This window comes from Aestuariibaculum sp. YM273 (assembly GCF_030908365.1).
Taxonomy (GTDB): Bacteria; Bacteroidota; Bacteroidia; order Flavobacteriales; family Flavobacteriaceae; genus Aestuariibaculum; species Aestuariibaculum marinum.
On the sequence record NZ_CP133090.1, the window covers coordinates 921527 to 944797 of the forward strand.

13 protein-coding genes are annotated in these 23271 nt (G+C 36.3%); 5 read left to right on the plus strand and 8 right to left on the minus strand.

Features of this window, described 5'->3' with window-relative positions:
* Nucleotides 1–3: 3 nt before the first annotated feature.
* The 4 genes from RBH94_RS03825 (at nt 4) to RBH94_RS03840 (ending at nt 8971) form a co-directional block, all read left to right on the plus strand.
* The gene (locus RBH94_RS03825; protein ID WP_307882451.1) at nt 4–2979 is read left to right on the plus strand and encodes a glycoside hydrolase family 2 protein; all 2976 of its coding nucleotides are present in this window, start codon (nt 4–6) and stop codon (nt 2977–2979) included.
* The gene (locus tag RBH94_RS03830) at nt 2951–4756 is read left to right on the plus strand and encodes a prolyl oligopeptidase family serine peptidase (RefSeq protein ID WP_307882452.1); all 1806 of its coding nucleotides are present in this window, start codon (nt 2951–2953) and stop codon (nt 4754–4756) included. The genes RBH94_RS03825 and RBH94_RS03830 overlap by 29 nt, the downstream gene beginning before the upstream one ends.
* A gap of 151 nt (nt 4757–4907) precedes the next feature.
* The gene (locus RBH94_RS03835) at nt 4908–7787 is read left to right on the plus strand and encodes a polysaccharide lyase family protein (protein ID WP_307882453.1); all 2880 of its coding nucleotides are present in this window, start codon (nt 4908–4910) and stop codon (nt 7785–7787) included.
* 146 nt (nt 7788–7933) lie between these two features.
* Nucleotides 7934–8971, plus strand: a complete 1038-nt coding sequence (locus tag RBH94_RS03840; RefSeq protein WP_307882454.1) for a LacI family DNA-binding transcriptional regulator — start codon at nt 7934–7936, stop codon at nt 8969–8971.
* Nucleotides 8972–9057: 86 nt separating this feature from the next.
* Here RBH94_RS03840 and RBH94_RS03845 read toward each other — a convergent pair whose 3' ends face one another.
* The 3 genes from RBH94_RS03845 to RBH94_RS03855 are packed head-to-tail and all read right to left on the minus strand — an operon-like array spanning nt 9058 to nt 14476.
* Nucleotides 9058–11178, minus strand: coding sequence for a RagB/SusD family nutrient uptake outer membrane protein (locus RBH94_RS03845; protein WP_307882455.1), 2121 nt, complete (start codon nt 11176–11178; stop codon nt 9058–9060).
* An 11-nt stretch (nt 11179–11189) separates the two neighbouring features.
* Complete coding sequence (locus tag RBH94_RS03850; protein WP_307882456.1) at nt 11190–12056, minus strand: hypothetical protein; 867 nt, start codon at nt 12054–12056, stop codon at nt 11190–11192.
* On the minus strand, nt 12029–14476 hold the full coding sequence (locus RBH94_RS03855; RefSeq protein WP_307882457.1) for a SusC/RagA family TonB-linked outer membrane protein: 2448 nt from the start codon (nt 14474–14476) through the stop codon (nt 12029–12031). The genes RBH94_RS03850 and RBH94_RS03855 overlap by 28 nt, the downstream gene beginning before the upstream one ends.
* A gap of 462 nt (nt 14477–14938) precedes the next feature.
* Here RBH94_RS03855 and RBH94_RS03860 point away from each other — a divergent pair, with 462 nt between their 5' ends.
* Nucleotides 14939–15979, plus strand: coding sequence for a LacI family DNA-binding transcriptional regulator (locus RBH94_RS03860; protein WP_307882458.1), 1041 nt, complete (start codon nt 14939–14941; stop codon nt 15977–15979).
* 84 nt (nt 15980–16063) lie between these two features.
* Here RBH94_RS03860 and RBH94_RS03865 read toward each other — a convergent pair whose 3' ends face one another.
* From RBH94_RS03865 to RBH94_RS03885, 5 genes are all read right to left on the minus strand, one after another.
* Nucleotides 16064–17671, minus strand: coding sequence for a UxaA family hydrolase (locus RBH94_RS03865; RefSeq protein ID WP_307882459.1), 1608 nt, complete (start codon nt 17669–17671; stop codon nt 16064–16066).
* A gap of 31 nt (nt 17672–17702) precedes the next feature.
* Complete coding sequence (locus RBH94_RS03870) at nt 17703–19148, minus strand: tagaturonate reductase (protein WP_307883133.1); 1446 nt, start codon at nt 19146–19148, stop codon at nt 17703–17705.
* 43 nt (nt 19149–19191) lie between these two features.
* On the minus strand, nt 19192–20640 hold the full coding sequence (locus RBH94_RS03875) for an MFS transporter (protein ID WP_307882460.1): 1449 nt from the start codon (nt 20638–20640) through the stop codon (nt 19192–19194).
* A gap of 69 nt (nt 20641–20709) precedes the next feature.
* Nucleotides 20710–22110 carry a glucuronate isomerase gene (gene uxaC, locus RBH94_RS03880; RefSeq protein WP_307882461.1) on the minus strand — a complete coding sequence of 467 codons (1401 nt, stop codon included), beginning with the start codon at nt 22108–22110 and terminating at the stop codon, nt 20710–20712.
* Between the two features lie 30 nt (nt 22111–22140).
* Nucleotides 22141–22926 (minus strand): gluconate 5-dehydrogenase, encoded by a 786-nt coding sequence (locus tag RBH94_RS03885; RefSeq protein WP_307882462.1) that lies wholly within the window; start codon nt 22924–22926, stop codon nt 22141–22143.
* Nucleotides 22927–23271 lie beyond the last annotated feature (345 nt).

The window sequence follows — 23271 nt, forward strand, 5'->3', positions numbered from 1 at the left end:
CATATGAAACTAAAGCTTTTATTAATCTTGTTAATAACTTGGTCTCCCTTATTTTCGCAGGATTTTTCAAGAACAAAATATAATTTCAATTCCGACTGGAAATTAAAACAAGGAGATTTTGAAAATGCTTTAAGCAATGAATTTAATGACTCTCAATGGAAACAGGTTACCTTACCATATGCCTACAACCAAAGAGAAGCCTTTTTAAAAGATATTACCGATTTAACCACGGGCATTGTGTGGTATCGAAAATCGTTTAAACTTCCTGAACATGTAATCGATAAAAAAGTGTTTATTGAGTTTGAAGGTATCCGTCAGGGAGGTACCATTTACGTTAACGGACAAAAAATTGGAATGCATGAAAACGGTGTCATGGCCTTTGGTTTCGACATTTCAGAGTATGTAAAACCATTTCCGTTTAATAATGTTATCGCGCTTCGTATTGACAACGACTGGCGTTACCGAGAAACCACTACCAATGCAACTTACCGTTGGAACAACATTAACTTTAATGCCAATTATGGTGGTATTCCTAAAAATGCGTATTTACATATTACCGATAAAATATATCAAACATTACCCCTGTATTCTAACCTGAAAACCACAGGTGTTTATGTGTACGCTAAAGACATAGATATTGCAAATAAAAGCGCCAATATTAACGTTGAAGCTGAAATAAAAAATGAATTTTCTTCCGATAAAAACGTGGCTTTGTTTGTTGAAATATTTGATAATAACAACACTAAAATAGCGGAATTCACCTCAGAATCGAACTCTATTAATTCTGGTGATATAAAAACTCTAAAAGCCAAAAAACAATTAAAAGATTTAAACTTCTGGAGCTGGGGTTATGGCTATTTATACAAAGTAAAAAGCTACCTGAAAATTGATGGCAAAATTACCGACAAAGTAGAAACTAAAACCGGTTTCAGAAAAACAGCTTTCCAAAATGGCGAAGTGGTTTTAAACGATCGTGTTCTTCAAATAAAAGGCTACGCCCAGCGTACCAGTAACGAATGGCCAGCCATTGGTATGTCGGTTCCTGCCTGGTTGAGCGATTTTAGTAACCGTATGATTGTTGAAGGCAATGGAAATGCCGTGCGCTGGATGCACGTTACCCCTTGGAAACAAGATATTGAATCCTGCGACCGTGTCGGACTTATACAAGCTATGCCCGCAGGTGATGCTGAAAAAGACTCGCAAGGCGACCACTGGAAACAACGAGTTAATTTAATGCGTGATGCTATTATTTATAACCGAAACAACCCAAGTATCCTTTTTTACGAATGTGGTAACGATGCAATTAGCGAACCGCATATGCATGAAATGAAAAGCCTCAGAAATACTTTCGACCCCCATGGTGGTCGAGCCATTGGTTCTCGTGAAATGCTTGACAGCCACGAAGCGGAATATGGTGGAGAGATGCTTTACATCAATAAAAGTGCAGGCAAACCACTTTGGGCTACCGAATATTCAAGAGATGAAGGTTTAAGAAAATATTGGGATGAGTTTAGTCCGCCATACCATAAAGAAGGTGAAGGTCCGCTTTATCGTGGCAAACCTGCCAACGATTATAATCACAATCAGGATGCACACACCATAGAAAACGTAACGCGCTGGTACGATTACTATGTAGAGCGTCCCGGAACTGGACATCGCGTAAGTTCTGGTGGTGTAAACATTGTTTTTTCAGATACGAATACACATCACCGTGGCGAATCGAATTACAGAACCAGCGGCGAGGTAGACCCGATGCGTATTCCTAAAGATGGCTTTTTTGCACATCAGGTAATGTGGGATGGTTGGGTTGATATTGAAAACTACCGCACCCATATTTTAGGCCACTGGAATTATGCCGATACCGCTACCAAAAATATTTACGTGGTATCTTCTGCCGACAAAGTTGAATTGTTTATTAATGGGAAATCGAAAGGATTTGGTACTCAAAGTAAACAGTTTTTATTCACTTTTGAAGCTATTCAATTTGAAAAAGGTTCTATAAAAGCCATCGGATATGATGCTAGTGGAAACAAATTAAGTGAAGATGAAAAAATAACAGCTGGCGAACCACATGCCATCAAATTAACACCCATTACAAATCCTACAGGATTTAAAGCCAACGGTGCCGATGTAGCTCTTATTGATATTGAGGTTATTGATAAAAACGGAAACCGCTGCCCTATTGATAATAGCCTAATTAACTTCTCCTTGAAAGGGGAAGCGATCTGGTTAGGAGGTATTGCTCAAGGACCCAATAACTATATTCTTTCAAAATCACTTCCAGTTGAAAACGGCATCAATCGCATAATGATTCGTTCAGGATTCAACCCTGACAAGATTAAAATTGAAGCCACATCAAAAGGTTTAAAATCGGCTAAAATAACTTTAGAAACCATTCCTTTTGAAACCTCTAACGGACTTTCCACAGCTCTTCCAAATGCCGATTTAGAATCTTATTTAGACCGAGGCTCAACACCTTCAACCCCTTCATACACCATTAAAAGGCAACCTGTATTTATTAAATATGCAGAAACCGAATCGAATGCCGAAAATGCATATAACAGTTATGATGACAACGAATTAACCGAGTGGCGAAACAATGGTAAAATGAACACAGGAAAAATTACCTATACACTTGCAAAACCTTCAGTGGTTAATCAATGTGTAGCTAAATTTACTGGCTGGCGTTCTAAAAGCTATCCAATTCGTATTTTAGCTGATGACAAAGAAGTTTATAAAGGCGATACCCAGCAAAGTCTTGGGTATATTACCATTCCTTTAAAACCCATTTTAGCCGAAAAAATAACCATTGAGCTTATTGGTTTAAATACAGAAAATGATGCCTTTAATGAAATTGTTGAAGTAGATCCTGATAAAGAACTTGATTTATACAAAGATAAAGATGCCGCAAACCGAAAAGGTGATTTGCGAATTGTTGAAATAGAATTTTATGAAGAATATAATGAACAGAATAAATAAACTACTTGCCTTTTTGTTGATAGCTATTACGACAAATAGTTTCGCTCAACATGAAGAAATTCAGCTTTGGGATAACATTCCTGGAGCCATCGAGAATAAAGATTATAAAGAAGAATTTCGACTAGATTCGAAAGGAAATCCTAATGCCGTTCGGCTGGTATCTGTTCCTACACTTAAACCATTTTTAGTAAAAAACACCAATGAGAAAACGCCTGCTGTCGTGGTTTGTCCAGGTGGTGGTTACAGTGTTTTAGCGCATATAAAAGAAGGTGATAAAATTGCCGAATGGTTAAACTCATTAGGTATTTCGGCTTTTGTTTTAAAATATCGTTTGCCAAGCGATGCCATTATGAAGGACAAAACTATTGGCTCTTTACAAGACGCTCAGGAAGCCATTAGAACCTTACGCAGAAACGCTGATAAATGGCATCTTGACGTTAATAAAATAGGAATTATAGGGTTTTCAGCTGGTGGGCATTTAGCTTCTACGGCTTCTACGCATTATAACGACAACGTTTATAAATCTGATGACATTAGCGCAAGACCAGACTTTTCCATGCTTATTTATCCGGTAATTTCAATGGAAGATGGTATTACACATAATGGCTCAAAAGTGAATTTACTGGGAAAAAATGCTTCCAAAGAATTAATTGATAAATACTCTAACGAAAAACAGGTTAACGAAAATACACCGCCTACTATTTTAATTCACGCCACAGACGATTATGCCGTTCCTGTTGAAAATAGTATCAATTACTATATGGCACTAAAAGACCATAAAGTTCCTGCGGAAATGCATATTTATGAAGACGGTGGTCACGGTTTTGGGTTGGGCAGAACAGGCACACACACCCAATGGCCTGCAGCCTGCGAAAACTGGTTAAGAGACAATAAATTTATCCCAGAAAAACCTGTTTATATGTTTTCTTATTTTAAAGGAAACGGACGTGACGGTTTACATCTTGCTTATAGTGAAGACGGCTATAAATGGCAATCACTTAAAAACGACCAACCCTTTTTAACCCCAGAAGTTGGTAAGGACAAGCTTATGCGTGATCCTTGCATTATAAAAGGTGGCGACGGACTTTACCATATGGTTTGGACGGTTAGTTGGACCGATAAAGGTATTGGTTACGCCGCTTCAAAGGATTTAATTAACTGGTCTGAACAAAAATTCATTCCTGTAATGGCTCACGAAGAAGGCGCCAGAAATACCTGGGCTCCAGAGATAACTTATAATAATAAAACTAAAGAATACATCATCTATTGGGCAACAACTATTGTTGGAAAATTCCCTGAAACGCAAACTACAGAAGATAATGGTTATAATCATAGAATGTATTATACCAAAACCAAAGATTTCAAAGACTTTACACCTACAAAACTATTTTACGAACCTGGGTTTAATGTTATCGATGCGACTATTCAGGAATATGACACTGATAAATACGTCATGTTTTTAAAGGACGAAACAAAAAAGCCTGTTCAAAAGAACTTAAAAGTTGCCTTTAGCGATAATTTAGATGGCCCATATTCTGAAGCCAGTGCTCCCATAACAGGAAAATATTGGGCTGAAGGACCTACTGCCATTAAAATTGACGGAAAATGGATCGTTTATTTCGATAAATACACCGACCATAAATACGGCGCTGTTCAATCAACAGATTTAAAACACTGGGAAGATATCTCTGATAAAATTGAATTTCCCTCAGGAACAAGACACGGAACTATATTTACCATCTCTCAAGAGGAATTTCAAAAACTAAAAAACCAATAGACACATACAAAAACTCTGAAAAACAATATATTATACAGGTAAGTACAGGATACCTTTCTCTTAATTAGGATTTACTTTAGAATAAAATTTAATAAATGTAAAAATTACACTAATTAAATTTTAACAACTAAACCAAACCACTAAACTAATTATGAGAAAAACTTTACTCAAAAAAGGTTTTACAACCTTTTTCGGGCTTATAATGGCCTGTACTTCCCTAAACTTTTTAAACGCACAGAACAATTGGCAAGGTGATATTAGCTCCGATTTTTATGATGTTAATAACTGGAGCGATAACACCATAGACTTTGCTAATGCAGGTTCTCAAACCCTTGTAATTGGAGCTGGGAATCCTAATAACCCTGTTCAAATTGGAGGAAGTAATAGTATTGGGGCTAGACCAAACTATTTAAATACAATAGCAGGTGCCAATGCAACATTTAACGGAACATTATACCCTTGGAATAGTGACATGCTTAATGGTACTGTAACTTTAAATACTCCTGCGTTATTAAGTATTAGAAATGTAATTTATATTGGAAAGGGCGACAACGGAACTGTTAACATTAATGGCGGTGCATTATACAGCAGATTCCAGACCATTATTGGATATAATACCGGAGGAAATGGTACCGTTAATGTAAATGGAGGCACACTTTACGTGGGTAACTACCTTGAAGTTGCTACAAGCCCTGGTGGCACAAACCCCACAGGAACCCTTAATATTTCAGGAGGAGTTGTAGACGTTACCTCGGCTGTAAATATAGGAACCAATGGTAATATTATAATATCAAGTATCGGTGCTTTAATTGTTACTGGAGACCATACAACGACATTAGAAAATTACATTTCAAATGGAAAAATATCGGCACTTAATGACGAAAATTTATCCGTAAATTTCGATGGCTCCAGAACAACAGTATCAATTGCTCAGGACCCGAATAGAATGATTGAAGAATATGCATCTTATATTATTCTGAAAAATGACTATTTAGAAGCAAAAATTGAAAAAGCAACTAGTAACATTCAATCATTAAAAGTTAACGGCGTTGAAACTCTTGCAACATTTAATGCTGCTAATAATAGCCGAATAGGTACTTATTACGATTTCACAGGATCTTATGGTTTCGATAAGATTTCGGGTACTGTTTTTTCTATTAAAGAAGAAACCGAAGATTATATAGATGTTTCCTTTAAAAGAACCTACTCCGACGGAAATTATTTAGCCCCCTGTGATGCCGATATTCATTATGTATTAAAAAAGAACGATACAGGAATTTACACGTATTCCATTTTAACGCATAAAGCAGAATATCCTGCTTTCGACTTAGGTTCCTGGCGACAAGTGGTGTGGATTGGTAATGATGGAACAGATTATCTGGCAGAAAAAATTTATGTTACCGAACAGAAAAGCTGGGAAATGCCATCGGTTTACGACTTTAGTCAGGCATCAGGAACCCCAATCCCTGAAATTATAAAACTAAACACAGGTGTTAGAGCTGGAAAGTATGATGGTAAGTATGAATATTGCGAAAACCTAATTGATATTCCAGCCTATGGTCATGCCAGCGATAAAAACAACATCGGTTCATGGGCCGTTTTTGGTAGTCATGAATTTTTTAATGCAGGACCAACCAACCACGATTTAAACGCTGCTGCAGGAATCATTCATATCGATATGAACACCGTTCATTATAACTGTAGGGGTTTTTCAATTCCACAAGGCGAAGAATGGTCTAAAATTTATGGTCCTTATCTTATTTATACCTCGACAGTAACTGGCAACGGTGATGCTCAATGGGCAGATGCCAAAACCAGAGCAGCACAAGACAAAGCAGAATGGCCTTTTTCATGGCTTACTAACACTCCTGAATATCCATTGGCGGATGGCCGCGGAAATATTACTGGAAACTTTTCTATCAGTGATTCTGAAAAGCCAGATTTAGATGGCAGCAACGCATGGATAGGCGTTACACAATTAACACCGGCCTCTGATGGTGATTGGCAATTTGAAGACAAAAACTATCAGTATTGGGTAAAAACAGATGCTTCAGGAAACTTCGATATTAAACATGTGCGCCCAGGAACTTACACCCTATTTGCCTTTAAAAATGGTGCAGTAGACGAATACCGTATGGAAAATGTAACGGTTACAGCCGGGGGTACAACTTCCTTAGGAAATGTAACTTGGACCATTCCACGTAACAATGGAAAACTATTATGGGAAATTGGTATTCCTGACCGGACAGCTGCCGAATATAAGTTTGGAGATTTTGACTACTGTGAAGGTTTTGTGGAAGATAAATTTGAAAACACGTTTTCTAACCCTATTGAATATAATATCGAAGATAATAACTGGGCTACAGTTCTACCGTACGTACACACTAAATACATAAAATCGGATGGTAGTAGAGATGCATGGAACTGGAATATTAATTTCACAGTAACAGGAACAATTCCAACTACAGGAAACGCTAAACTTACAGTTGCATTTGCCAGTGTAGACCATGCACAGTTTTGGTTGTATTTAAATGGAAATAACGTATATCTAAGCTATCCTACAGCACCATCTGGCGGTAATGCCTGGATTCGACAGTCAAACAGAAGTAAGTATGGTATTCAAACATTTAACATTCCCTACAGCAGTCTGGTACAAGGCGAAAATACACTAACGTTCCTGATGCCCTCTAATCAATCTAATAGTCATTTAATGTACGATTATATTAGCCTTGAAGGAAGTAATATAACCGTCCAAAATTCAGCGCTTTCTACCGAAAATTTTGAATCTGATTTTGGAATTAAAATGTTTCCTAACCCCACTAATGGAACTGTAAACATTCAATTACCTAATACCGTAAACAACCTTATAACTGAATTATACTCCGTTAGTGGAAGTTTAATTTCCAGACAAATACATAAAACAAATACCAATAGTCTAGAACTAGATCTTTCTGATAAACCTGAGGGGATTTATTTTCTAAAACTAGTTTCAGATTATCCTGCAACCCTAAAAATCATAAAGAATCGATAAATAAACGCTTCAATACAAAAAATAAATTTTTACTTTGCTGAAAAATAAAGAATAAATAAAATGACCTTAACATCATTAAATAATTAAAGTTAATGATGTTAAGGTCATTTTTAAAAATATACTTTGCTAGTATATAACATGAAATCATGCCAAAAAAAACAACCATATACGATATAGCTAAAGCATTAAATATTACTGCTGCTACTGTATCGAGAGCATTAAATGATAGTCCGAGAGTTAAAAAAGCGACCAAAGAATTAATTCTTGAAACCGCCAAACAAATGAACTATGAGCAAAACAAACTTGCTCAGGCCTTAAAAAGTGGTAAAAGCTATAACGTTGGCGTTATAGTTCCTTATATAAACAGCAACTTTTTTGCTTCGGTTATTCGAGGTATTGAAGAAGAATTATATCCGAAAGGATATCATGTGATTATCTGTCAAACCCATGATCAGGAAAATCTCGAGATTGAAAATATTAATTCGCTGCTTAATGCTCAGGTTGATGGTGTTTTAATGTCGATTTCCAATTCGAATATTGAAAATAATCCTGCTTTTAAAAACCTTGTACGAAAACATGTGCCTCTAATATTTTTCGATAGAAAAAAAGACATCAAAGGGGTTAGTTCTGTAACTATCGATGACTTTAAAGGCGCCTATATGGCGACACAGCATTTAATTGAACAAGGTTGCAAACGCATCGCTCATTTAAGTAATGATCAATCTTTAGAAATTTTTCAAAATCGATTTTTAGGATATAAACAAGCTATTTTAGATGCCGGTTTTGAATTAGACAGCAATTTAGTTGTAGAGACGACAAGCAAAGTTGAATCAGGAAGCCTAAGCACGAAAAAACTATTAAGCCTTAACAATCCACCAGATGGTATTTTTGCCTCATGCGATTTTTCAGCACTTGGAGCCATTAAAGAAATTAAAACCCATGGTTTAAGCATACCCGACGACATTAGTGTAATTGGTTTTAGTAATGAGCCTTTTTCTCAATTCATGGAGCTCTCAATCACATCAATAGATCAATCTCCGATGGAAATGGGGCGAATTGCCGCTAATGTATTTTTAGATGAAGTTAACAGTAAAGGCAACGTTAAGTCTGAAAAACAAGTGATTTTAGCCCCTGAGCTTATTGTTCGGAAATCATCACAAAAGGAATCCTTAATATTGAATTAGCTCTGGTAAAATCATAAACAACAAACCCCGCATTACATATGTAATACGGGGTTTTCTAATGAACTATTAATAAACTAAACTCTGTTTTATTCTGATGCGTGTCCGTACCCTTGAGTTATATTTCCATTGGAAGACACTAAAGTTTCATATGGAATAGCTCTAATATAACGTGGTGGTTCTCCAGCACTATAATAAGAATCTGGATATCCTTTAAAAATATCGGATGTATACTGACTCTCGTTATCAATAATGTTTTGTCCCCATGGTTGTTTTTCATAACCATCGGCTTCTAAAGCTAAAGCTACAGGGCCATCCGGATCAATATATTCGTATAAACCGCGAATCGCTAAATTCACTTTGTCACTAGCTAATGTCGAAATATAATCTGTCCATAAGTCGCTCGTTCCTCTCCATCCTGGCACTAATACAGGGTAAGTTGGATCTGCCGTTGTAATTCCATCTGGAGCTTGAGTTGTTAATAAATTTAAAGACGGATCAATATCCTCCTTGATATTAACATACTTGGTCCAAACCCAATTAGAAATGGTCATTCCTGTTTCGGCAAACGTATAGTAACCATCTGATTTTAATCCTTCAACCATTGCAATTTGAGTATCACGTAATTTTTTGATACGCTCTGGCATGGTTCCGTAAAGTGTCATATCCCAACGTGTTTTACCTTCAGCAGCTAATTCCAATTTACGTTCCTGTGCAATAGCGTCTAATAAATCCTGACCAGAAAGTGCATTCACATAACCTGTTACATAGGTTGCCTGATCTGCTGATGAGAACGCACGGCTTCTTACTTTTGTTAAGTATGTTTTTGCGGTACCTTCATCACCTGTCGCAGCAGAAGCATAAGCTAAATCTAACATCACATCAGCCATTCTTAATTGCTGCCAGTTACAGCCTGATTGACGTTGGCGTGCCGTATATGGATCAGCAAAACGCGATTCATCTAATTTGTTATTTGCTAAACCACCCTTTTCACGACTACCTGGTTGGAAATTGATTAAAATCTCTGATGCTGCTCCAGAATTTGCAGTTACACAAGCGGTAACATCACGACGCATATCGTTTGGCATAAAATCGCCATAATAGAAACTGGCATACACGCGACTTTGTCCGTAATTTTTACAAGGGTATGCATTACGGCTACCACCTCCTGATGGACGACCAAATGAATAAGGAAAATCTGAATTTTGTCCTCGAGTATAACCCGCCTCAAAAATAGATTCCGGACTAATTTCTAAATCCATCAGATACTGGAAGTTTCTTTGGAATGGGTTATTAAAGCCTGCACCTCTTTCATCTGATTCTAATAGTATTGCTGATCCCGGATTATTTACGACTTTTAGATAATGCTCTTTAGCGATTTGCATATAATCCATCCAATCTGTACGTCTTACATATTTAGCTTGCCATGTTGCGTTTTCAACCCCTATTTGATCAAAAGCTACATTACCATAATCAAAATTCGTACGACGTAACTGATATCCAGCGGCATCGAAGGCCATTCTACCGATAACTGCATCGGCATAAGTTCCGGAGAAACGCTCAGCCGTTAAACCACCATCTCCTAAACGATACATTAAAGGTGTAGCTGCTTTTAACGCTGCGATTTCTTTATCGTAAATCACATCTCGTGATGTCAATCCTAAAGTATCTGTTTGCGCAGTATTTCTAATTGGATAATCAAAATAAGGCACATCACCAAAATAACGAATTAACAGCTTATAACATGTTGCACGAAACGCAACAGCTTCTCCGTATAATTGGGTCCAGGCACTTGGTTTACCAGCCTTAACAGCATCTTGATACTCTTGTTTTCCTTCAAGAGCCTCTAACATGATATTAACGCGGTTGATAATTAAATAACACTCATTCCACTCTGTTACAGACTCGCCTGCATGAATGGTGTACTCCGAAGCAAAAAGCCCTTCTGGAATATGTCTACCCTGTGAACTATAGTTTTCCGGATGACGCTCTGAATCTGACCCCACCACTTCTGTTTCGTAATACATTAGTCTATCTAAATCGTGCCAATAGTCGTACATCCCAGCCAGTACTTTAAAAGCCTCACTAGGCGAACCAAACACGAAATCTTCATCTACACTTGAGGGTGCTTCAACTTCTAAAAAATCTTTTTCGCAAGCTGTATTGGTAAGGACCATTGCAGCCAGCATGATATAAATTAATTTTTTCATAATCTCTTTTTTTAAAATTCAACATTAACACCAAACGTAAATGAACGTGAACGTGGATACGCTCCATAATCCCATCCTGGAGTTGGGTAGCTGCCTGAACTTTGTTTCTCTTCAACGTTTACCTCTGGATCAAATCCTGTATAACTAGTTAAGGTAAATACATTGAAAATAGAACTATAAACACGGAATTTGTTAATTCCTAATTTATCAACAATACCTTGTGGCAAGGTATATCCTAATGTTGCTGTATTCAATCTCAAATAAGAACCGTCCTCGATAGCAAATGTGGACATGGCAGCATACTCCCCATATGGCAAATAAGTTTTAGCATTGGCATTAAGCGCATCTAAAGCGGATGGCTCAACCACTCTTACTAACTGCCCATTAACAATATCATGAAGTTTGTAATGTCCTGCTAATTCCTGATATCTGTTTCTGAACAGCCCAGATTCCTTGTTTCCTAAGTAAGCCTCTAAATGTGATGCATTATAAATATCGTTTCCATAGCTCCATGTAAAATCAAACCCGAAATCGAAATTTTTATAATTACCATTTAAAGAGAAACCTCCTGTATGTGTTGGGTTTGCATTACCAATAACCCCAATATCATTACTATCAACTACGCCATCACCATTAACATCTTTTAGTTTTTGAACTCCAGGATAGGCCACCTGAGAGCCAGGCTTGTTGGCTGTAGTACCATAAATTGGACCTAAAATACCACTATCTAAATCTGGAACCCCGTCCTTTAAGGTATAAATTTGGGTGCTTGGATCGTAATTAAAATCATCGGTAGTATACCATCCATCATGTTGATAACCACGCATTAAACCAACAGGCTCATCAACCGTTAAATAATAATCTTGTGAAGGCTGCAAACGTACTCCTGCCCAGGCTGACTATACGTACCATTAACAGCATCGTCAAGTTCATCAACATTATTTTTATTGAAGTTGATATTGAAACTCGCATTTAAATTAAAATCTTCTGAAGCCACAATAGCTCCATTTAATGAAATTTCAACACCTCTATTACTAGTTGCTCCTACGTTGGCATAAGTAGCTTCAAACCCTGTTAACCCAGAAACAGGAACTCTGAATAACAAATCTTTAACCGAGTTTTTATAGACCTCTACAGTACCACTTAACCTACTGTTTAATACTGTAAAATCAACACCTAAGTTTCTGGTAATCGTTGTTTCCCATTTTAAATCAGGGTTTGCAATTTCTGACCCCGGACCGTAATTAGGTTGTCTTACCTCATTGATTGAAAATCTACTTAATCCTGGATTCCAACTTTGTTTCCAGCGTTCTGCACTAATATTATCATTACCTACAGAACCATAAGATACACGAACTTTTAAATCGTCTAACCAACTAGCGTCTCTTAAAAACGCTTCTTCTGAAGCACGCCACGCCAAAGCTCCTGCAGGGAAATATCCCCACTGATTTGTAGGTGAAAATTTAGATGATCCATCTGCACGGAATGTAGCATTAAATAAATACTTATCCTTGTATCCATAATTTAATCGACCAAAATAAGACTGTACTCTGTTTGGTGTACCTGCGTTAGAATCTAACTCATAATTTGTTTCTGTTTCTGAACGTAAATACGATTCCATATTTGCCCATGCACGTTCTGCATCATAAGCGATAGGGTATTTTCTACCCCATATTCTAGTTGACTCAGAACCAGAATCAGCAACCTCCATACCGGCTAAAACACCTAATTTATGATCATCACCTAAGCCTTGTACATCATAATTTAAAGTATTAAACCATCGGTAGTTCCACCCTTGAGCATGTTGAATAGATGCCTGACCAATAACTTCAGTTCCATCTGGTTCTGTTGTAGTATTTGCTACACCACCTGCCCATGATTTACTTATTCTCCAGCTATTGCTTAAACTAAAGTTTGTTTTTGCTGTAAGTCCGTTTACAATCTCCCAGCTCAAAGAAGTATTCGCTACTAAGGAACGATCTTTATTATCTAAAACATTACTGTTTATATTAGCTATAGGGCTGTACTCATCATACAATAACCCGATATAGTCACCTAGCTGAGTATTACTGGTAACATCTGAATCTCCTAACATATATTCAGAATCTATAGGACGGAACCAATAGGCTTGAGAATTACCTCCATTATCACCTACTGAAACCTGTGAAAAACGTGTATTCAAGGTGAATTTTAATTTTTCACCTAAGTCCTGATCTAAACGTAATTGTGCATTTGCTCTTTCGTAAGACGACCCAACTTTATTTCCTTCTTGGTCTAAATAGTTTAATGCCAACAAATATTTTGTATTGTCATCACCTCCAGAAATATTTACATTATGATTATGGGTAAATGCACTATTATAAAGTTCTTTTGTATAATCTCTACTTGGTACAGATTTGTAATAGTCAATCCCTTCCGTATTTGTTCCATTTTGAGAACCTATTAACCAAAGTTTTTCCCATGCATCAGTATATTGAGTCCCGATGGCATCGGCGTAAGCCCAGTTAAAAGCAATATAATCGTAACCATCCATTACAGGGATATAATCTGGAATTACACTAAATTGAGTATACCCATCATAGGTTACTTTAGGTTGTCCTGAGCGTCCACCTTTCGTTGTAATAATAATTACACCATTTGCTCCACGAGCACCATAAATTGCTGTAGACGATGCATCTTTCAAAACATCAATGCTCTCAATCTGGTTACTTGGTATATTACTGATAGATCCTACAGGAAATCCGTCTACAATGTATAGTGGTTCATTACTACCTGAAATGGAACCCCCACCTCGTACACGAATAGATATTTCTGCACCAGGACGACCATCCTGTGTTGTAACTCTAACCCCGGGTAATTTACCCTGCAAAGCTTGCGCTACATCTGGCACAGGTACAGCAGCTAATTTTTCACCCGAAACCGAAGCAATTGCTCCAGTGACATCTCGTCTTGTTGTACTGCCGTAACCGATTACAACGACTTCATCTAACTGGCCTGCCTCTTCCTGTAAGGTAATAGAAAATGTTGTTTTTCCTCCAACAGGCACTTCTTGTTTCTTATATCCTAAAAAACTTAATACTAATACATCAGTAGATTTTGCTTCTAATGTAAAATTTCCATCAAAATCTGTAGCTGTTCCCGTTGAGGAGTTTTTAATAATTACTGAAACACCTGGTAATGGTATTCCAGATTCGTCTGAAACGGTACCACTTATACGTGCTTCCTGCGCATAAATAGGTAAATAAAATAGTATTCCTAGTAAGAAGAAATAATACTTCACACTCTTTCTTGAATTCATATGTGTTTGTTTAGTTTAGTTGTTTACTTCAAAAAGAAGTATTAATAATTAGTTTGGTTTTGAAGATTGTTTAATGCATAGGCTTGTTTTTATTTAGTTGTTAGTTGGTTTAAATCATAAAATCTGGTTAGGATTTTAGTTTAATTTGATCACATTATTTAACAATTTTCATGCTCTGATATATTTTAAAAAAAATTTACATCAAATCTGCAATCGATTACACAAAAATAGAAAAATATTTATATATTGCAATATATTTTCAATAAACCTTCTCTTTAAATAACAACTAACTAATTATTAACTAAAATTATTATCATATTGCCAACTTTACTCATAAATAAAGAAAACACATAGCTACGCTTGTCAAAAGCACAAACTTGTACTTCTGCAAATCCAACTTACCATAACCACCACAAACACTATTATTTTAGTGTATTTTTACCAACTCAACCAAATAAGTGCATGAAGAAAAAGACAACCATTTATGACATTGCAAAAAAGCTCAATATAACTGCCGCTACAGTATCGAGAGCTTTAAATGGAAACTCTAAAATAAGCGAGGCAACCCGTAAATTGGTTGCCGAAACAGCAAAAGAAATGAACTATGAGCAAAACAAACTTGCTCAGGCTCTTAAAAGTGGAAAAAGTTATAATGTTGGGGTCATTGTACCTCGTATAGACAGTAACTTTTTTGCCTCTGTTATTAGAGGAATAGAGGAAGAACTTTACCCGAAAGGGTATCATGTTATCATCTGCCAAACTCACGATCAAGAAGATTTAGAAACAGGAAATATTAATTCCTTATTAAATGCACAGGTTGATGGCATTCTCATGTCAGTTTCTAATGCCAAAGCAGATAGTGACGCAAGTTTTAATGCCCTTTTAAAGAAAAATGTTCCTTTAATTTTCTTTGATAGAAAGAAAGAAATTAAAGGTATCAGTTCTGTTACCATAGATGATTTTAAAGGGGCTTACGATGCCACCAAACATTTAATAGACCAAGGTTACAGACGAATAGCACACCTTTCTAACGATCGGTCGTTGCTTATATTTAAAAATCGTTATTTAGGCTATAAACAAGCTATTTTAGACAGCGGTCTCGAATTTGACGAGAGTTTGGTTATCGAAACACATAGTAAGGTGTTAGACGGCAGAAAAACCATGAAAAAACTCTTAGACTTGGAAAATAGACCTGATGCTATTTTCTCTGCCAGTGATTTTACGGCGTTAGGAGCTATTCAGGAAATAAAAGCACACGGATTAAAAATACCAGAAGATATTAGTGTGGTTGGTTTCAGTAATGAGCCATTTACTCGTTTTATGGAACTCTCAATAACTTCTGTAGATCAATCCCCTATAGAAATGGGGCGTTTGGCTGCTCAGGTTTTCCTTGAAGAAGTCAATAACGATAAGCGCATAAAATCCGAAAAGCAAGTTGTACTTACTCCAGAGCTAATCATTAGAAAATCATCTCTTAAATCTCAAATATTAAACAAAGCCTAATTTCAAAATAATTAGGAACAATATAAAAAAAGCCAAGATTAAATAAATCTTGGCTTTTTCATTATTTTTATTTTAGAATATCAATTATAAAGACACTCCTCTACGCCAAGGAATAAAATCGTTTTGATTTAATAATTTGGCTTTAGTTTGGATTCTACCACTAGCAACTTCTATAATGAAATCTAACATCTCTTCTGCCATTTCATCAATAGACTTTTCACCACGAATTACAGCACCTGTTTCAATATCGATAATATCCGGCATTTTTTCTTTAAGCTCAGTATTAGAGGACACTTTAATAATTGGTGCAATAGGGTTACCTGTTGGTGTTCCTAATCCTGTTGTGAACAATACTACATTAGCTCCAGAACCTACAAGACCTGTTGTACTCTCTACATCATTCCCTGGAGTACATAATAAGTTTAATCCTGGTTTAGAGATATACTCACCATAGTCTAACACATCTTTTACAGGCGATGTTCCTCCTTTTTTAGCTGCACCAGCCGATTTCATAGCATCGGTAATTAAACCATCTTTAATGTTACCCGGTGACGGATTCATATCGAAACCTGAACCAGCATCAACCACCGATTTCTCGTAAGCTTTCATTAAATCTAAAAACTTCTCACCATCGGCATCATCAACACAACGGTTAACTAACTCCTGCTCTACACCACATAACTCAGGAAACTCTGCTAAAACAGCTGTTCCGTTAAGGGCTACTAATAAATCTGAAACCGCACCTAAAGTAGGGTTTGCCGATATACCAGAGAATCCATCTGATCCTCCACACTCTAAACCAACTCTTAATTTAGATAAAGGCGCTGGTTTACGTTCAATTTTATTTGCCTCTTTAATAGCTTCAAAAGAATCTTTAACTATTGCTGTTAACATTTCGTCTACCGTACCCATTTGTTGCTGTTCATAAATTAAAACAGGCTTGTTTAAATTTGGGTTAATAGCATCTAAAGCTTCTTTGAACACACTAATTTGAAGGTTTTGACACCCTAAACTTAATACGGTACACCCAGCAACGTTCGGGTTATTCACATACCCTGCTAATAACTTCGCTAAGCTCTCAGAATCCTGACGAATTCCACCACAACCACCTGGGTGCGTAATGAATTTCACATCGATGTTATCGAAAACATCGGTTGACTGTTCTGCAACAGCAGATTCATCGCTCCCACTAACTAGAGAACGTAATAACATCTGGTGAGGGTTCACCTTTTGTTTTAAAAGTTCGCGTTCAAAAACATCTTTTAAAATTTCAATGTTGCGGTTTTCACAAAATACTAATGGGAAAAACAACCATACATTTTCTGTTCCTACCTGTCCATCTTCTCGATGGTACCCCATAAAGGTTTTATCCTGCCATTTCGCAACATCTGGAGCCGTCCACTGAACCGTTTCTGTTCTCCCAGATACTTTCTCACTTTGGTGTTTTACATTTTCGGTGGTTAATACATCACCTTTTTCAATAACACCATTCGCCGAACCAACCAATACGCTATACATGATGATACGGTCTCCCGGCTCAAAACGTTGTAAAGCGATTTTATGCTTCGACTTCGTATCTGAAAGTATTTTTATATCTTCTCCTTCAAAAGAAACAACGTCTCCTGCCTTTAAATCCACCAATGCTACCGCAACGTTATCCGGCGCATTTACTTTTATGATTTTCTTCTGCATTTTAAAAAATGTATTATCGTTGACTTTCTAATTAAAGCTTCGCACTGTAATTCGCGTAACCTGCTTCAATACCATTGGTATCAATTTCTTCTAAAGCGATCGCCACGGCATTAACTAAATTATCAACTTTTGTTAAATCTGTATCCCAGTACTCTACTATTGATAACGCCTGTTTTGTAATTTCTGAATAATCGTTAGACGACCAAATGTCTGCAAATTTAGCTACGATATCTTCACTATCCTGAACTGGTAATTCTTCGCCATTCCAAGTTCCTTTATAAAAACGGATTAAGGCAGCAAATGCATATGTTAAGTTAGCTGGAACTTTACCATGTACTTCTATATACCCCAATAAACTTGGTAACACACGTACTTTAAATTTAGAAATTGAATTTAAAGCAATGCTAGATAAGTTATGAATAATAAATGGATTTCTAAAACGATCGAAAATCTCTTCAGCGAAGCTATTTAACTCATCGCGATCCATTTCTAAAGTATCTATAATTTCGTTGAATACAGCTTTATTGATAAACTCACCTGTAAATTCATTATCTACAGATTGTTTTACTGTTCTGTTTCCGTAAAGGTAAGAGAATGGTACCATTGCTGTATGCGCCCCGTTTAAGATACGTACTTTACGTGTACGGTACGGTTGCATATCATCAACAATTTTAACATCAAGATTTGTTTTATCGAAAGGTAATTTCGCTTTTAAGTCATCACCACCTTCAATAACCCATAATAAAAATACCTCTGCCGCAACAATTAGGTTATCTGCATAATCTAACTGCGCGTTATAAGCCTCGATTTCATCTTTAGGATACCCAGGTACAATTCTATCTACTAATGTACTGTGGAAGGCATTATGCTCTAAAATCCAGTTTTTGAAATCCTCTCCTAAATTCCAATCCTTAATGTATCTTAAAATGATTTCCTTTAAGGTTTCAGAGTTATGATTGATTAACTCACAAGGAATGATGGTTAATCCTTTACTTGCATCGCCGTTAAAATGTTTAAATCTTTCATGAAGAAGCACAGTTAATTTTGCCGGGAAAGAACTTGGCGGCTGCATTTCTGCAGTGTCACTTTCTACATAAGCAATACCCGCTTCTGTTGTGTTAGAAATGATAAATTCCAAGCTTTCTTCTTTTGCTAAGCTTAAATATTCAACGAAATTAGCATAAGGATCTACTCCTTTTACAATATTATCGATTAATTCAACTTCCTGAATTTCTTCACCTTTCTTAATCCCTTTCATGAAAAGTGTATATAACCCATCTTGATCGTTTAGCATATTTACCAAACCTCTATCAATAGGTTGTACTACAGCAATTCCGGCATTAAAATCTGCTTTTTTATTTAATTCTTGGATAGCATATCCTATGAAGGCTCTTAAAAAGTTTCCTTCACCAAACTGCACTATCTTAATTGGACGTTTTTCTTCTAATCCAACGTTTGCTCTATTTAATTTTTTTATTGTTGACATAATTAAAGTAATAATTAGTAATTGAAATTATTTATTACATATCTGTAATAGGACTGTATTTTGGAACTAATGTTTTCATTACACTCCAACCTATTAAGTAACAAACAGCACATATTGAGAAAATGATAAAATAGCCTGCTTCTATACCTTCAAATCCCATAAACTTCATGTTTGACTCTGCACTGAAATCGAATAAAAGACCAGAGCCTTTATTAATAAGTGTTGAACCGATACCTCCAGCTAAACCACCAATACCAGTAACGGTTGCAATGGCTTTTTTAGGGAACATATCTCCCACCGTAGTAAAAATATTTGCCGACCATGCTTGATGTGCAGCCCCGGCAATACCAATGATTATAACAGGAATCCAATATGTAAAATGTCCTAAAGGTTGTGCCACTAATGCTAATAATGGAAAAAATGCAAAAATTAACATCGCTCTCATTCTACCTGCATATGGATTCATTCCTTTTTTCTCTACGAAATACGTTGGTAACCACCCTCCAATAATTGAAAGCAGCGTTATTGCGTATAAAATAAATAACGGGAAGGCTGCTTCGGTAGAATCCATGCCATAAACCGAACTTAAATAGGCCGGTGTCCAGAATAAGAAAAACCACCAAACACCATCGGTCATAAATTTACCAAAGGCAAAGGCCCAGGTTTGTTTGTATTTAAAACAATCTGCTAAAGACGTTTTTTTAGTAGATTCAGGTACATAACCTTCAAGTTTTCTGTCTTCAATTTCATCTTGCTGAATATATTCTAACTCGGCTGCATTTACGTGTTTGCTTTTCTCTGGTTTATCGTACATAAATACCCAGAAGCCCATCCAAACAAAACCTAATGCACCAATAACAATAAATGCCATTTCCCAGCCATAAGCTTCAGCAATGAAAGGAATGGAAATCGGTGCAGCTAATGCACCAACTGTAGCACCTGCATTAAAAATACTTGTTGAGAACGCACGGTCTTTCTTCGGGAAATATTCGGCCGTTGTTTTAATAGCTGCCGGGAAGTTTCCTGCTTCACCTAATGCTAAAACAAATCGGGCAAAAATAAACAAGGTAACACTTACCGAAATTACCATACCCGTATCGTTAATGGTAGAAATAATTTCTTTTGCTTCTTCAAAACCTACAAACCAATGTCCGGTTAAATAACCAGAAGTTGCAATACCAGCAAAAGCATGTAAACAGGCACCAACAGACCAAACTCCAATGGCCCACAGAAACCCTTTTTTGGTATCCAAAATATCAACAAAACGACCTGCGAATATTAAGGAAATAGCATAAAAAATAGAGAACAATGCTGTAATATTTCCGTAATCATTGTTAGTCCAATTAAATTCAGGAGCAATAAAATCCTTCCATGTTAAAGAAAGTACTTGCCTGTCTAAATAATTAATAGTTGTTGCCATGAATAGAAGACCACAGATGGTCCATCTATATCTTGTTGCTTTCACATTTGTATTTACATTCATAATAACTTAGTTTATCTAGTTTAAATTTACTTGTATGCAATTTATTATTTAGCTTGAAAAGCGTTATTCTTAAAATTTAAAATATTCTTTGGCGTTGAAATAACTAATATCTGCAACCATTTTACCAATCCATTCCATATCGTTTGGTAATTCGCCACGTTGTATTTCATCACCTAAAAGATTACATAGAATACGTCTGAAATATTCGTGTCTTGGGAAAGATAAGAAGCTTCTGGAGTCTGTTAACATCCCAACAAAACAACTTACTAATCCCATGTTAGATAAAGCGTTTAACTGCTTAGTCATTCCGTCTTTTTGGTCTAAGAACCACCATCCGGAACCAAACTGCACTTTACCTTTTACACTACCGTCGTTAAAGTTACCAATCATGGTAGCCATAACCTCATTATCGGCAGGGTTTAAGTTATATATGATTGTTTTTGTTAATTTATCTTTACTATCTAAAGCATTTAAAAATGCTGATAATTTTTGTGCCTGTGGATAATCGCCAATAGAATCCCAACCTGTATCAGGACCTAATATACGGTGCATACGAGCGTTGTTATTTCTTAAAGCCCCTAAGTGAAATTGTTGTACCCAACCAAACTCATGGTAGGTTTCACATAAGTATAGTAAAACAGCACTTTGGAATTTTAAAGCTTCTTCGTTAGAGACTTCTTTACCCTCACGCTTTTTAGCGAAAATGGCTTTTACTTCACTTTCGGTATAAGCTTCAAAGTAGATTTGATCTAAACCGTGATCACATAAAGAACATCCATTTGCGTTAAAATATTCGATACGCTTTCTTAATGCGCCAAGTAAATCATCATAAGAATTGATTTCTACTTCTGCCGATTTCCCTAAAGCATTTACATAATCATTATACCCATCAGCATTTATTAAAATAGCCTTATCCGGGCGGAATGATGTACTTACTTTTACATTAAAATCAGATTTAGCTATGGCCTGATGATGCTCTAAAGTATCTGTAGGATCTTCTGTCGTACAAACCACTTCTGCGTTTACTTTATTCAAAAGTTGACGACAGCTATAATCTCCAGATGTTAACTGCTCCTGTGTTTGATCCCAGATTTTTTCAGCCGTTTTTTCACTTAATAAATCGGTGATTCCAAAATATCTTGTCAGCTCTAAATGCGTCCAGTGGTACAATGGATTACGCATCGTGTAAGGCACCGTTTTAGCCCAGTTTAAAAACTTGTCTTTATCAGAACCATCTCCGGTAATAAATTTCTCGTTTACACCTAAAGTACGCATAGCACGCCACTTATAGTGATCTCCATTTATCCAAACATTTGTAATGTTGCTAAAGGTTTTATCTTCTGAAATTTGTTGTGGTGGAAGGTGATTGTGATAATCTATAATAGGCTGATGTTTTGAATAGGTATGATATAATTCCTCAGCATATTTATTTTCTAATAAGAAATTGTCGTGAATGAATGTTTTGCTCATTTCAATGTTTTAAAAAAGTTCGTCTTATATTTAGTCTTCATTTGATGGCTTACCGATAGTCGCAAGAATACCTCCATCAACATAAACCACTTGTCCGTTGACAAAATCACTCGCTTTTGAAGCTAAAAAGATGGCTGCCCCAGCTAAATCTTCTGGATCTCCCCAACGTGCTGCGGGAGTTCTGTTAATAATAAATTCGTTAAATGGATGACCGTCAACACGGATTGGTGCGGTTTGACTGGTTGCAAAATAACCTGGTCCAATTCCGTTGACTTGAATATTATGCTTAGCCCATTCGGTTGCTAAGTTTTGTGTTAACATTTTTAATCCGCCCTTTGCAGCTGCGTATGCAGAAACGCTGTTTCTACCAAGCTCACTCATCATTGAGCAGATGTTAATGATTTTTCCTTCGTTACGCTCGATCATTTGTTTAGCAACCAACTGAGACATAATGAATGGCCCTACTAAATCGACATCAACAACACGTCTGAAATCTTCAACCGGCATGGTTATCGCCAATTCTCTTTTAATGATTCCGGCGTTGTTAACTAAAATATGGATATCACCAACCTCTTTAGATATAATATCTACATACTTTTTAGCATCTTCTTCGTTAGTAACATCAAATAAGTATCCTGAAGCTTTAAAACCCTGATCTCTGTAGTGTTTAAGAGCATCTTCCATTTTAGATGGCGTTGTACCTGTAATAACAAGTTCCGCTCCTGCGCTTGCTAGTCCATCGGCCATAGCCATTCCTAAACCATGAGTTCCTCCTGTAACTAGTGCTCTTTTTCCTTTTAAATTAAATAAATTCATTGTCTTATTATAATTCGTTTTTCAAGTAATCTCTCAATAATCCTAAAGATTTAAACCTTTAAAAAACAAAGCGTTTAGTTTAGTTAATCGTTTAAGCGAAATACGCTAAAGTAATCGATTACGCAAAAATAATTAATTTAGCGCTTATACACTACCTAAATTAACATTATCACTAAAAAAAAGCATTATTTTCAAAGATTAGTCCGTAAATATATAAATAATTAAGTGATTTGTTAATCTTCGAACATAAATTGTAGTATTTTCAACGGTGATGCATCTTGTTTTCTGAGCGCTTCATAATACAACCCTCTTAAAATCAAAATTCTTATAAAAGAAACCACTTAA